Genomic DNA, 13,029 nt, shown 5'->3' on the forward strand with positions numbered 1-13,029 from the left:
GATTAATGGATCGGGTGCGAACGGAAGTGGTCGCCCTCGTCGCCGTCATCTTCGTCTTCGTCATGGTGGTGATGGCCATGGGCGCCATGCACGTGTTCGTGGGCGATTTCCTCATCGGTGGCGGCGCGCACGTCGACCACGGTCAGTTCAAAGCGCAGCGCCATGCCGGCCAGCGGGTGGTTACCGTCCAGCACCACCTTGTCGTCGGCAATCTCGGTGACCGTGAAGATCATCGCGTCTTCGCCATCATCACCTTCCGGCATGCCTTCGAATTGCATGCCCACTTCCAGCGGTTCCGGCAGGCGGTTGCGCGGCTCGACCTTGACCAGCGACGCGTCATAGTCGCCGAACGCATCTTCCGGTTCGATCTGGATGGTCGACGAATAGCCGGCTTCCTTGCCGTCCAATTCTTCCTCGATTTTCGGCAGCGTGTTTTCGTAGCCACCGTGCAGGTAAACCATAGGCTGGCGACCGTCTTCGATCAGGTTATTCTGCGCGTCGGACAGTTTGTAGTTCACGGTCACGACGGTATTCTTGGCGATCTTCATATGGCTTCCTTTCTGATATAAGCACCCGGGATTATACCTTGTCCGACAATAGGGGCCGGATCGGAAGTTATAATGCGGTATGAAAAAACTGACCCTCTTAGGCGACATCACGCCGGCGCAATTCCTGCGCGACTACTGGCATAAAAAACCCCTGCTGATCCGCCAGGCCGTGCCCGGCTTCAAGCCACTGCTGAGCTTTGACAAGCTGGCAGAACTGGCCACCAGGAACTACGTGGAATCGCGTCTCGTGACTTTGAAGGACGGTCACTGGGACATGCAATACGGCCCGCTGGAAAGCCTGCCGCCCCGCACGCAAAAAGAATGGACCATGCTGGTGCAGGGCGTGAACTTGCAGGACGCCAAGGCCGATGCGCTGCTGCGCGAATTCCGCTTCGTTCCGGACGCCCGCCTGGATGACTTGATGGTGAGCTTTGCCACCGATGGCGGCGGCGTCGGCCCCCACTTCGATTCGTACGACGTGTTCCTGTTGCAGGCACAAGGCCAGCGCCGCTGGCGCATCAGCGCGCAGAAAGACCTGAGCCTGATCGAAGGCTTGCCGCTGAAAATCCTCAGCCACTTCGAAGCAGAAGAAGAATTCGTCCTCGAACCGGGCGACATGCTGTACCTGCCGCCCCATTACGCGCACGACGGCGTCGCCATCGGCGATTGCCAGACTTATTCGATCGGTTTCCGCTCGCCGTCGTACCAGGAACTGGGCGAGAACTTCCTGCAATTCATGGCCGACTCCATCGATCTGCCGGGCCGCTATGCGGACCCGGACTTGCAGGCATCGGCCAAGCCGGCGGAAATCCCGAAGCACATGCTGGAAACCATTGCCGACGAATTGAACAAAGTCCAGTTCACGGCGGATGACATCACGATCTTCCTGGGCGAGTACCTGTCGGAGCCAAAACACAATGTGTTCTTTACGCCGGTGGAAAAACCGCTGACTTTAGAGAAATTCCTCCAATCGGCGGCAAAGAAGGGCTTGGTGTTGTCCCGGAAGACACAAATGCTTTATCGCGGCAACAATATCTTCATTAACGGCGAATCGTTTGCCATCGGCCGCGCGGACAAGGCCACCCTGGTGGCGCTGGCCAACGATCGCCGCCTGGATGGCGCGGCGTTGGCGGCCGCGTCGGACGATGTCATCGACGCGCTGTACGCGTGGTATGGCGATGGCTGGCTGGAGTTTGCAGCCTGAAAGGAAACAGTATGGAAATGCAGTCAGACAGCATGGAAAAGCGCGTGATCCCCTTCGATACGCGCGCGGCCTTTCAAGAACAGCTGCGCCAGTGCATTTCCAGCGCCCGCCTTACCCTGCGGCTGTTCGATCCCGACTATTCCCTGTGGGAACTGGGCAGTACGCAGATGGATGGACTGTTACGGCACTTCCTGTCGCATCACGGCAAACTGGAACTGGTGGCGCATACCAATGCGGAGCTGGAGCGCCATGCGCCCCGCTTCCTGCGGTTGCTGACCGATTACAGCCATGCGATTGAATGCCGGCTGACGGCGCCGTCGCTGAAGCAATTGACGGATTCGTTTTGCGTGGCCGACGGGCGCCATATCGTGCGGCGCTTCCATTCCGACCACTTGCGGGGCGAAGCAGTATACGATTCCGAGCCGGATACGCAAGTCCCCCTGGAACGTTATGCGGCGATATGGGCTGAGACCATACCCGGTTTGCGTGCGGGAACTACTGGACTCTGAGGCTTATCGATGTAGAATGCTGCCTGTTCGACAGTATGCCGGTAATGCCCGTTAAAGCGAGCAATTGGCTGAAGTAGCAATTATTGCGCTAATGCAAAATAGTTGTGAAATCGGCTTTTTTTGCTATTGCGGCGCACCAAAAATCGCTATAATATTGGGTTAGGAAGTTTTTGTTGTCTGTCATGCACCTTGTGGTACGAAGGCTTACGAAGACACCCTAATGAGCGATAATTACCGGTAATTATTCATCGCAACATAGTTGTTTATTTTTGAATTAATTAAGGAAAATCATGAAAAAATCCCTGCTGATCGCCTCCCTGCTGGCCGTTGCTCTGGCTGCTTGCTCGAAAAAAGAAGAAGCTCCTGCACCAGCTCCAGTAGCAACCCCAGCCGCTGAAGCCCCAGCAGCTGCTCCAGCTCCTGCCGCTGCTCCAGCCGCTGACGCTGCTGCTGCTGCCGCTACCGCTGCTTCCGACGCTGCTGCTGCCGCTTCGGCTGCCGCTTCGGCTGCTTCCGCTGCTGCTTCGGCCGCTGCTGCTGCTCCAGCTGCTTCGAAGTAATCTTCGACAGTGAAAAGAACCGGCCTGCGGGCCGGTTTTTTTTCGCCCGTACTTCCCACGACATAGCCACTAGCTATCACCACACCACCGCACGATAGTGCTATTGGGGCCAGGCCCCATCATGTCGACTATGTCGCAGCGCGAAAAAACGGCGAGAATCGCCGCGAACATAAAAAAACCGGCCCTCACGGAGCCGGTTTTTTGTTACTACTTGTAACCGCTGTTATTTCAGCTGTTCGTGCAGCAACGTCAGAATCTTCTCGCCGGTTGGCGTCAATTCCGGTTTGCCGTCATTGGCCAGCACGCCGACTTTGCTGTTGCCGCCCTCGCCGGCCTTGACCGTGATGCGGTAGCGCTGCGCTTCCTTATCCTTGTCCGAATTCCAGCTGAACAGTTTCGAGAAGAAGCCCTTCGCCGTGCCGGCATCCTGGTCCACATAGCGGACGAAGTAAATGCCGTTCACGCGATCGCGGTCTTCCACCGTGAAGCCGGCGCGGTCCAGCGCCAGGCCCACGCGGCGCCACGAGCGGTCGAAGCCTTCGTCGACTTCCACGTGGCGGGTGTCGCCAGCGCCTTTCAGCCACGCGTGCAGCGGTTGCAGCGCCGCGTTGTCCACGGCCGTGCGCGCCTGCGCTTCATCCTTGCCCGCACCCAGCTTGGTCATCAGCTTGGCCAGGAACAGCGCTTCCAGGTTCGGGTCGTTCGGACGCGCGGTCCACTGCGTGGATTCCTTTTGCGCACCAACGATGACTTCCTGTGCGCCGCGGTGGCTGATGTAAATTTCCGAAGTGCCGTCCGGCAGGCGCTCGAGGCGGGTGCGGTACTTGTCACGCTCGCCGCTGCCATACAGGCCATCAAATACCTTGCCGATGGCGTTGCGCACGAAGTCTTGCGGGATCTTCGCGCGGTTCTCATTCCATTCCGTTTCCAGGATGCCCGCCGCCGGCGCATCCACCGCCAGGGTGAAGCCCGACTCTTCCCAGAAGCTCTTCAGCTGCGGCCACAATTGCTCCGGCGTCTGCTTGACCACCAGCCAGCGCTGGTTGCCGGCGCGTACCACGCGCACGCTGTCGGAACCGGTGGTGGCGACATCATTCGATGGCGCTGCTTGCACAGCCGCAGGGCCGGCGCCACGCGCCGCGTTGTAACCGGACGCCGTGGCCACGCCACGGTTCGAATCCGGCAGCGAATAGCGGTTATCTTTCTGCAATTGCGTCAAATCAGGCGGGACATCCAGGGTGCTGGCTTTCTTTGCCGATTTGTAATCCACCTTGTCGGTGCCAACCACCGAGCTGATCATGCCGCAACCGGTCAGGCTGACGGTAAGGGCGGCCAGGACCAGGCCGCGCTGCGGAGTAAGGGAAGCTGTCTTGCGAATAGTCATGTTTTACTGGAATGAGAGTCCACTCAGGCGCGGTGGGGGCTCAGTTAATCAGGCCGGCTTCGCGCAGCGCGCTGCGCACGGACTCGTGGAACTCGGATGCCAGCGGCACCAGTGGCAGGCGGATGCCGGCGGGCATCATGCCCATTTCCGTCAGCGCCCATTTCACCGGCACCGGGTTCGGTTCGATGAACAGTTTCTGGTGCAGAGGGAATACTTTATTGTTCAGTTCCAGCGCCTTGGCGATATCGCCTTCCATCGCGGCCTTGCACATTTCGTGCATGATTTTTGGCGCGACGTTGGCAGTCACGGAAATGTTGCCCTTGCCGCCAGCCAGCATCAGTGCCAGGGCGCTCGCATCGTCGCCCGAGTAGACAGCGAACGATTTCGGCGCCAGGCGCAGCAAGTCCAGGCCGCGGCCGATATTGCCGGTGGCGTCTTTCACGCCAATGATGTTCGGGATTTGCGCCAGGCGCAGGATGGTCTCGTTCGACATGTCGGCCACGGTACGGCCAGGCACGTTGTACAGGATCACTGGCAAGTCCACCGCTTCGGCAATCGCCTTGAAGTGCTGGTACATGCCTTCCTGGGTCGGACGGTTGTAGTAAGGAACCACTTGCAGGGTCGCATCCGCGCCCGCTTCTTTCGCGTATTGCGTCAGCTTGATGGCTTCCGCAGTCGAATTGCCACCGGCGCCGGCGATGATTGGAATGCGGCCCTTGGCATATTCAACCGTCGCTTTGATCAGTGCGCAGTGCTCTTCGACACTGACCGTCGCCGATTCACCCGTGGTGCCGGCGATGACGATGGCATCCGTGCCTTCGGCAATATGCCAGTCGACCAGCTTGTTCAAACCCGGATAATCCAGACTGCCGTCTGCGTTCATCGGGGTGACAATTGCTACTATGCTGCCCTTAATCATAGGAGTGATAACAGAAAGAATTTAAAACAACGATTGTAGACGATAGCCTGCCGCAGGTGGCTGGCATATCACATATATTCACATATTCAGTAAGTACGCAAAAATTCTTGTGAGTTCTGTTCGTCATGATTTCACAATAATTTCTCTATACTTACTTAAATGACGGCAAAAGTGCCGCAACGCGCGGGAATTCCGGCTTCACGGCCACGATCCGCTGGATCAGCGCCGGTTTCGGCGATTCCACCAGGCCATCCTCGAAAGCAATCACGCGCAATCCGTGCTGCGCGGCCCACGCCAGCAGTTCGCCTGGCGTCAACAGGTAATCCGGGTTCGACGGTTTGCCGAACTGGCCATTGCCTTCAGAAAAAGTTTCATAAATTAAAACGCCATTCGGCGTCAGACTTGCCACCAGTTCCGCGATCAGCGGACGGTGCAGGTAATTGGTCACGACGATGCCGGCAAAACGCTCGGGGCCGAAGGCCCAGACCGCATCCGCCGCTTCCAGGTCGATTTGCGACGTGACGATACCGGGGCCGGCCGCTTCCGCAAGCGCGTCGGCATTCTGGTCCACGGCCACCACGGCATGCCCCAGCGCCGCCAGGTGGCGCGCGTGGCGGCCCGTGCCGCAAGCCAGGTCCAGCACGTCGCCGCTGGGAATCAGGGGCGCGAAGCGCTGCACCCACGGGGAAATCACATCAGTCATTCACATCTCCTGCGGACTGGACATCCACTTGTCAAAAATAACTCAGTCCCATTGCTTCGCGCACGTCGCGCATGGTTTCCTGGGCCAGCTTGCGGGCCGCGTCGTTGCCATCGGCGACGATCGCGCGCACCAGCGACGGGTCGTCCAGGTATGGCTGGGCGCGCTCGTGCATCGGCTCCTGTTCCCGGATGATAGCGTCAATCACGGGCTGTTTACATTCAATACAGCCAATCCCGGCCGACTGGCATCCTTTCACCACCCATTCCTGCGTCGCGTTGTCGGAATACACTTGGTGGAATTGCCAGACCGGGCAGCGCGCCGGTTCGCCCGGGTCGGAGCGGCGCACGCGGGCCGGATCGGTCGGCATGGTGCGGATTTTCTTCGTGACGACATCCTTGTCTTCACGCAGCGCAATCGCATTGCCATAACTCTTGGACATCTTGCGGCCATCGAGTCCCGGCAGCTTGGACGCGGCCGTCAGCTTGGCTTGCGGTTCCACCAGGATCAGCTTGCGGCTGCCTTCCAGGTAACCGAACAGGCGCTCGCGGTCCACCATCGACAGGCTGTGCGCATCGTCCAGCATGGCCTTGGCCTGCTCCAGCGCTTCGGCGTCGCCATCCTGCTGGAATTGCGTGCGCAATTCGTTGTACAGCCGGGCCCGCTTGCTGCCCAGCCGCTTCACGGCTTCCTGCGCTTTTTCCTCGAAACCCTTTTCTTTTCCATACAAATGATTAAAACGGCGCGCAATTTCGCGCATCATTTCAATATGGGGCACCTGGTCTTCGCCCACCGGCACTTCACTCGCGCGGTAAATCAGCACATCGGCGGCTTGTAGCAGCGGATAGCCGAGGAAGCCGTACGTTGCCAGGTCTTTATTGGCCAGATTTTCGATCTGGTCTTTATAGGTCGGGACCCGCTCGAGCCAGCCCAGCGGCGTCGCCATCGACAGCAGCAAGTGCAATTCCGCGTGTTCCGGCACCCGCGACTGGATGAACAGCGTCGATTGCGACGGGTCGATGCCGGCCGCCAGCCAGTCCACCAGCATGTCCCACGTCGAGCGCTCGATCACGCTCGGGTCGTCATAGTGGGTGGTGAGCGCATGCCAGTCCGCGACAAAGAACAGGCAAGGCTGCTCCGCCTGCATCTTGACCCAGTTGGTCAGGGCGCCGTGGTAGTGGCCCAGGTGCATGGTCCCGGTGGGACGCATGCCGGAGACGACTCGGTCGGGATACATATCAGGTCAGCAAAAGGGTCAGGGGATACACGATCACGGTGAACAGCCAGACCGTGATCGCCACCAGGGTGCCCAGGAACGGCGTCAGCAGGCCCGTATAGCTGAGCAGGATCAGGCCGAGGAACACGAACGGGCCGTAACGCTCGATCCGCGCAAACGGGCGCGCCAGGTCCAGCGGCAACAACGACGTCAGGATGCGTCCGCCATCGAGCGGTGGCACGGGAATCAGGTTGAAGGCGCACATGACGGCATTGGTCTTGATGCCCGCGTCGGCCACTTTCAGCAGGAATTCTTCCTGCACGCCAAACGCGATGAGCAGCACCAGCATCACCATCCAGCCCACGCCCATGGCAAAGTTGGCGGCCGGACCGGCGGCGGCGACAAAGCCCATCTGTTTCTTGGGGTTGCGCAAGCGGCTGTAATCGACCGGCACCGGCTTGGCATAGCCAAACGCCATGTGCGTGCTCAAATACAGCAGCAGCGGCAGGATGACGGTGCCGAACAAATCGATGTGATGGATCGGATTGACGCTGAGACGGCCCTGCTGCTCGGCAGTGGGATCGCCAAAATAGCGGGCGGCATAACCGTGCGCGGCTTCATGCAGGGAAATGGCAAACAGAACAGGAATCGCGTACACCGCGATGTTCTGCATCATGTAACTGAAATCATTCATATGGGGGAAGATTCTACCAGACCGGCTCGGCCGGCCCGGTGGGAGGTGATCTGGAGAAAGTTTTTACATGCCCAGCACGGCGGGATCGCCCTGCCCCTGCCGCACCAGTTCCGGCTCGTCGCCGGTCAAGTCCACCACGGTGGTCGGTTCGAAGCTGCAGGCGCCGCCGTCAACGATCAGGTCGATTTGTTTTTCCAGCCGCTCGCGGATCGCTTCCGGATCCGTCAACGGATCGTCATCGCCGGGCAGGATCAGCGTGGTGCCCAACAGCGGTTGCTGCAATTCGCCCAGCAGCATTTCCACGATCGGTGTTGCCGGCACGCGCAAGCCGATGGTCTTGCGCGACGGGTGCGACAGGCGGCGCGGCACGCAGCGGGTCGCTTCCAGGATGAAGGTGAACGGCCCCGGCGTGGCGGCCTTCAGCATGCGGAACTGTTTATTATCGACGCGCGCGTAAACGCCGATTTCACTTAAATCGCGGCACAGCAGTGTCAAATGGTGTTTTTCATCGATGCCGCGGATGCGGCGCAAGCGTTCGACGGCGGCTTTATCGTCCAGGTGGCACACCAGCGCATAGCAGGAATCGGTGGGCAGCGCGACGATGCCGCCGCCGTGGATGATTTGCGCCGCCTGCTTGATCAGGCGCAGCTGGGGATTGACTGGGTGGACCTGGAAATATTGGCTCATATATTCGTTGTAAGGCCGTTAGCGCGGCAATCTTTGCAAAGCGGCAATCCGCTCTTCCATCGGTGGGTGGGTGGAAAACATGGCCGACCAGCCGCCGCCACTGGCAATGCCGGAAGCCGCCATATCCTGCGGCAAGGCGCCAGGCTGCATGCCCCCCAGGCGCATCAGCGCATGCTGCATCGGCACGCTGTTGCCCATCAGTTTCGCGGAACCCGCATCGGCGCGGAATTCACGCTGGCGCGAGAACCACGCCACGATGATCGAGGCCAGCAGGCCGAACAGGATTTCACAGATCACGGTGGTGATGGTGTAGCCGATGCCTGGACGGTAATCGTCACTGTCGCGGCGGCCGCTCAGGGCGCTATCGACAAAGTAGCCCACCACGCGGGCCAGGAACACGACGAAGGTATTGACCACGCCCTGGATCAACGTCATGGTCACCATGTCGCCATTGGCGATGTGCGCCACTTCGTGGCCCAGCACGGCTTCGACTTCTTCGCGGTTCATCGATTGCAGCAAGCCTGTCGACACGGCCACCAGCGCGGAATCCTTGAAGGCGCCGGTGGCGAACGCATTCGGTTCGCCTTCGTAAATCGCCACTTCCGGCATGCCGATGCCGGCGCGTTGCGCCAGTTGCTGCACGGTCGAGACCAGCCATTGTTCGATGGAATCGCGGGGCGTGTCGATGACGCGGGCGCCCGTGCTCCATTTCGCCATGGTTTTGCTCATCAAGAGCGAAATGATGGCGCCGGTGAAACCAATCACCAGCGAATACGCCATCAGGTTACCCAGGTTTAAGCCGCCATAACCGCCCGGTCGCGCGATGCCCAGCACGGACAGCACGATGGACAGCACCACCATCACGGCCAGATTGGTTGCGATAAACAGGACGATACGTTTCATAGTGAGCTCGCAGGCTTTTAATCCGCCCCTTAGATGCGGATGACGTGGCGCAAAAACAAGTTCAGAACCAGTCGTGCCAGACTGGTTTCACATTGGCCGGCAATGGCGGCAATTCAGCAAAGCTGACGCGCGCTTCGCCCGGCGCATGGAAATCCGTGCCGCGCGACGCCAGGAAGCCATAACGGTTGGCCAGTTCCGCATATTCCGGATACTGGTCCGCCGTATGGCTGCCCGTCACCACCTCGATGGCGGCGCCGCCCATTTGCTTGAATTCATCGAACAGCACACCTTGCGCCATGCTGGAGAATTTGTAGCGGCCCGGGTGGGCAATCACGGGAATGCCGCCCGCGCCGGTAATCCACTGCATCGCCTGTTCCAGCGACGCCCAGCGGTGTTCCACATAGCCCGGCTTGCCTTCGGCCAGATAGCGCTTGAACACTTCCGGCACTGTGCGGCACAAGCCCAGTTCCACGATATAGCGGGCAAAGTGGGTTCGGGAAATCAAGTCGGGATTATCGACATACTTCAGCGCGCCCTCGTAGGCGTCCGGGATGCCGTGCAGCGCCAGCTGGCGCGCGATTTCATGGCCGCGGCGATCTCGGCCGGAGCGCGTCTGGTGCAAGCCCTGCACCAGTTGCTCGTTGTTTTCATCGATTTGCAGCCCGACGATATGGACGGTTTCATTGGCCCACGTGATGGAAATTTCCACGCCCGTCACAAAGCGCATGCCCTGGTCGCCGCCGGCCGCCAGGCGCGCGGCGGCAATGCCGCCCACTTCGTCATGGTCCGTCAGCGCCCACACGTCCACGCCGCCCGCGCGTGCCACCTGTGCGACTTTCGCGGGCGGCAGTACACCGTCTGAGACGTTGGAATGGCAATGAAGGTCGACTTTCAACATACAGTTACAAATGGCCGGGGACAAGGGAAGCCATCATTGTACCCCGCCCCGGCAAATTGTCAGGCGAGAAACTCTTCGATCATGGCCGCCAGCAATTCCGGCTGATCGTGGTGCAGCATGTGGCCCGCGTTGTCGATCATTTTCGCGGTCACGTTGGCCAGGTGGCCCAGGCGGCGATCCACTTCCACCCGCGCCTCTTCCTTCGGCCCCATCCACAGCCACATATTGGTATGCGACGCTTCCACCCACAGCACGGGCGCCGTGATCGCGCGCCAGCACGCCATGACTTCTTCCACGTGGTACAGCAGCGGACTGATGCGCTTGTGGGCAGGATCGCCAAGGATGCGCCACTGGCCATCGACGTCCTGCGCCGACCAGTGTTGCGCCAGGAACGCGGCGCGGTCGTCGCGCAGGCGCGGATTGGTTTTTTGCAGGCGCGCCGCCACGCCGGCCAGGTCGGGATAACCCTTCATTTCCTGCGGCTCCAGCAATTCATCCATCCATTTCGCATAGCGGGCCGGGGCCTGGTCCGGCGTGGTGGATTTCAGGCCAAAGCCTTCCAGGTTGATCAGGCGGCGGATGCGGGCCGGGCGGGCGCCCGCATACAGCCCGACGATATTGCCGCCCATGCTGTGGCCCAGCAGGTTGACGGCGCCTTCCGGCTGGTAATGGCGCAGGATGGCGTCCAGGTCGCCCAGGTAATCGGGGAACCAATAAGTATCGACTTTCGGCGACTCGGTCAGCCCAAAGCCGCGCCAGTCCGGCGAAATCACATGCCAGTCACCCTGCAGGCAATCGGCCACGAACTGGAACGACGCCGACACGTCCATCCAGCCATGCACCATGAAAATCTTTGGTGCGCCTTCCCTGCCCCAATGGCGGATATGCGTGCGCACGCCGCGCACATCGATGAATTCGGACCGGGAAGGTTTATGCATTTATTTTCACCTTGAAAGTGACGCGCATGGCGCCATATGGGGCAACTGAAGAAACAACGGAAGCTAGGATGATGTGTTTCCTGGCGGCCAGTCCAAAGCTTAGCACGATCGTGCGAAAATCGCAGGCAGGCGCCCTGGCCACCGTCCATTTTGCCGGGTTTTGGCGGTCTCGTCGTAAGCTCGTCGTAAAATAGCGGTATTCCCCTCTCGTTGAAGGCATTCCATGACGATTTACCAACTGGGCGATCACGCGCCCGACATCGATGCATCCGCTTTTGTCGCCGACAATGCCACCTTGATCGGTAAAGTCACGCTGCGCGCCAATGCATCGGTTTGGTATGGCGCGACTTTGCGCGGCGATAACGAACGCATCACGATCGGCGAAAACAGCAATGTGCAGGAAGGCGCCGTCATGCATACCGACATGGGTTACCCGCTCGACGTGGGCAATAACGTGACGATCGGCCACCAGGCCATGCTGCATGGCTGCACCATCGGCGACGGGTCGCTGATCGGCATCCAGGCCGTGGTCTTGAATGGCGCGAAGATCGGCAAGGGCTGCCTGGTGGGCGCCGGCGCCCTCGTCACGGAAGGCAAGGAATTTCCGGACAACCAGCTGATCATCGGTTCGCCGGCCAAGGCCGTGCGCACCCTGACGCCAGAGGACGTGGCGCGCCTGCAAGGCAGCGCCGACAGCTATGTGCAGCGCGGCCGGCTGTTCAACACGCAACTGAAAAAATTAGGATAAACAATGAGCAAGACCCCAGACCTCGCGACCAGCCAGGATACGCTGCAAAAATTCATCTTTGAAAACGCCTCCGTGCGCGGCGAGCTGATCGACGTCTCCGCCACCTGGCGCGAAATCCAGGCCCGCCACGACTACCCCGCGCCGGTACGCCGCCTGCTGGGCCAGATGGTGTCGGCGGCCGCCCTGCTGTCGGCCAATTTGAAATTCAACGGTTCCATCGTCATGCAAATCCATGGCGACGGTCCGGTGCGCCTGCTGGTGGTCGAGTGCGATTCGCAACTGCGCCTGCGCGCCACGGCCAAGCTGCGCCACGAAGCGGTGGTGGACGACGATGCCGGCCTGACCAAGCTGCTCAATGAAAGTGGCAAGGGCCGCTTCATCATCACGCTCGATCCGGCTGAAAAAGTGCCGGGCCAGCAACCGTACCAAGGCATCGTGCCGCTGGACGCCGACGACGTGGCCACCGTGATCGAACACTACATGCTGCGCTCCGAGCAGCTCGACACCCGCATGTGGCTGGCCGCCGATGACAGCGTGTCGCGCGGCATGCTGCTGCAAAAGCTGCCGCACCATGGCGGCAAGGCCGAAGCGCAACCGGTGTCGGCCGAAGAAGCGCTGGAAACGTGGAACCGCGCCGTGGTGCTGGGCTCCACGCTGAAAGAAGAGGAAATGCTGGGCACCACCATCGACGTGCTGATGCAGCGCCTGTTCTGGGAAGAGACCATCCGCATCTTCGATCCCGTGCACCCGTCGTTCCACTGCAGCTGCACCCGCGAAAAAGTGGGTAACATGCTGAAGACGCTGGGCCAGCCGGAAATTGACAGCGTGCTGGAAGAACTGGGCACGGTCGCCATCAATTGCGACTTCTGCGGCAAGCACTACGACTTCGACAAGGTCGATTGCGCGCAACTGTTCGCCAGCAATGAACCGGCCGAAGTACTGATCCACGCCGGCGACGCCAAGCACTGACCATCATCACGCCCGGGACGGAATTCCGTAGAACCTATGATGTAAAAGAAAGAGCCGTCGGCATAACGATTTCCTAAACTGGAGGTGCTAACCAATCCAAATAAGGGGATCATCATGCAAACGGCTCAAACTCATTTTACGTCGATTGAATT

General features: G+C 60.1%; 15 protein-coding genes. 5 read left to right on the top strand and 10 right to left on the bottom strand.

The window, feature by feature from the left end; genetic code table 11:
- Positions 1-2 precede the first annotated feature (2 nt).
- Entirely contained in the window at positions 3-548 is a 546-nt protein-coding gene (locus tag GJ700_RS33175) for an FKBP-type peptidyl-prolyl cis-trans isomerase (RefSeq protein WP_154382201.1), read from the bottom strand.
- Between the two features lie 79 nt (positions 549-627).
- On the opposite strand from GJ700_RS33175, the gene GJ700_RS33180 reads away from it, so the two are divergent.
- The 3 genes from GJ700_RS33180 to GJ700_RS36370 all read left to right on the top strand — a co-directional run bounded on the left by GJ700_RS33180 (position 628) and on the right by GJ700_RS36370 (position 2,821).
- Positions 628-1,752, top strand: a complete 1,125-nt coding sequence (locus tag GJ700_RS33180) for a ribosomal protein uL16 3-hydroxylase (protein WP_154382203.1) — start codon at positions 628-630, stop codon at positions 1,750-1,752.
- Positions 1,753-1,763: 11 nt separating this feature from the next.
- Complete coding sequence (locus tag GJ700_RS33185) at positions 1,764-2,261, top strand: DUF7931 domain-containing protein (protein WP_229507391.1); 498 nt, start codon at positions 1,764-1,766, stop codon at positions 2,259-2,261.
- A 290-nt stretch (positions 2,262-2,551) separates the two neighbouring features.
- Positions 2,552-2,821 (top strand): hypothetical protein, encoded by a 270-nt coding sequence (locus GJ700_RS36370; RefSeq protein ID WP_154382205.1) that lies wholly within the window; start codon positions 2,552-2,554, stop codon positions 2,819-2,821.
- Positions 2,822-3,044: 223 nt separating this feature from the next.
- Here the strand turns inward: GJ700_RS36370 and bamC are convergent, their stop codons facing one another.
- The 9 genes from bamC to GJ700_RS33235 all read right to left on the bottom strand — a co-directional run bounded on the left by bamC (position 3,045) and on the right by GJ700_RS33235 (position 11,160).
- Entirely contained in the window at positions 3,045-4,205 is a 1,161-nt protein-coding gene (bamC, locus tag GJ700_RS33195; protein ID WP_154382207.1) for an NlpB/DapX family lipoprotein, read from the bottom strand.
- A gap of 40 nt (positions 4,206-4,245) precedes the next feature.
- Complete coding sequence (dapA, locus tag GJ700_RS33200) at positions 4,246-5,124, bottom strand: 4-hydroxy-tetrahydrodipicolinate synthase (RefSeq protein WP_154382209.1); 879 nt, start codon at positions 5,122-5,124, stop codon at positions 4,246-4,248.
- A 151-nt stretch (positions 5,125-5,275) separates the two neighbouring features.
- On the bottom strand, positions 5,276-5,827 hold the full coding sequence (locus GJ700_RS33205) for a class I SAM-dependent methyltransferase (protein ID WP_154382211.1): 552 nt from the start codon (positions 5,825-5,827) through the stop codon (positions 5,276-5,278).
- A gap of 31 nt (positions 5,828-5,858) precedes the next feature.
- Positions 5,859-7,061, bottom strand: coding sequence for a tryptophan--tRNA ligase (locus GJ700_RS33210; RefSeq protein ID WP_154382213.1), 1,203 nt, complete (start codon positions 7,059-7,061; stop codon positions 5,859-5,861).
- Between the two features lies 1 nt (position 7,062).
- The gene (locus tag GJ700_RS33215) at positions 7,063-7,716 is read right to left on the bottom strand and encodes a site-2 protease family protein (protein WP_371868242.1); all 654 of its coding nucleotides are present in this window, start codon (positions 7,714-7,716) and stop codon (positions 7,063-7,065) included.
- 81 nt (positions 7,717-7,797) lie between these two features.
- Positions 7,798-8,421 carry an L-threonylcarbamoyladenylate synthase gene (locus tag GJ700_RS33220; RefSeq protein WP_154382218.1) on the bottom strand — a complete coding sequence of 208 codons (624 nt, stop codon included), beginning with the start codon at positions 8,419-8,421 and terminating at the stop codon, positions 7,798-7,800.
- An 18-nt stretch (positions 8,422-8,439) separates the two neighbouring features.
- The gene (htpX, locus tag GJ700_RS33225; RefSeq protein WP_154382220.1) at positions 8,440-9,324 is read right to left on the bottom strand and encodes a protease HtpX; all 885 of its coding nucleotides are present in this window, start codon (positions 9,322-9,324) and stop codon (positions 8,440-8,442) included.
- Positions 9,325-9,385: 61 nt separating this feature from the next.
- Complete coding sequence (locus GJ700_RS33230; RefSeq protein WP_154382222.1) at positions 9,386-10,222, bottom strand: 3',5'-nucleoside bisphosphate phosphatase; 837 nt, start codon at positions 10,220-10,222, stop codon at positions 9,386-9,388.
- A 59-nt stretch (positions 10,223-10,281) separates the two neighbouring features.
- Positions 10,282-11,160: an alpha/beta fold hydrolase gene (locus tag GJ700_RS33235; RefSeq protein ID WP_154382224.1), complete on the bottom strand. Its 879-nt coding sequence runs from the start codon at positions 11,158-11,160 to the stop codon at positions 10,282-10,284.
- Positions 11,161-11,383: 223 nt separating this feature from the next.
- Between GJ700_RS33235 and GJ700_RS33240 the strand changes: the two genes are divergently transcribed.
- Both GJ700_RS33240 and hslO read left to right on the top strand, forming a co-directional pair.
- A complete protein-coding gene (locus tag GJ700_RS33240; protein WP_154382226.1) occupies positions 11,384-11,908 on the top strand; it encodes a gamma carbonic anhydrase family protein in 525 nt (174 codons plus the stop codon).
- Between the two features lie 3 nt (positions 11,909-11,911).
- Entirely contained in the window at positions 11,912-12,877 is a 966-nt protein-coding gene (gene hslO / locus GJ700_RS33245; RefSeq protein WP_154382228.1) for an Hsp33 family molecular chaperone HslO, read from the top strand.
- Positions 12,878-13,029: the final 152 nt, after the last annotated feature.

The organism is Pseudoduganella rivuli (assembly GCF_009674485.1).
In the GTDB taxonomy this organism is placed as follows: domain Bacteria; phylum Pseudomonadota; class Gammaproteobacteria; order Burkholderiales; family Burkholderiaceae_D; genus Rugamonas; species Rugamonas rivuli_B.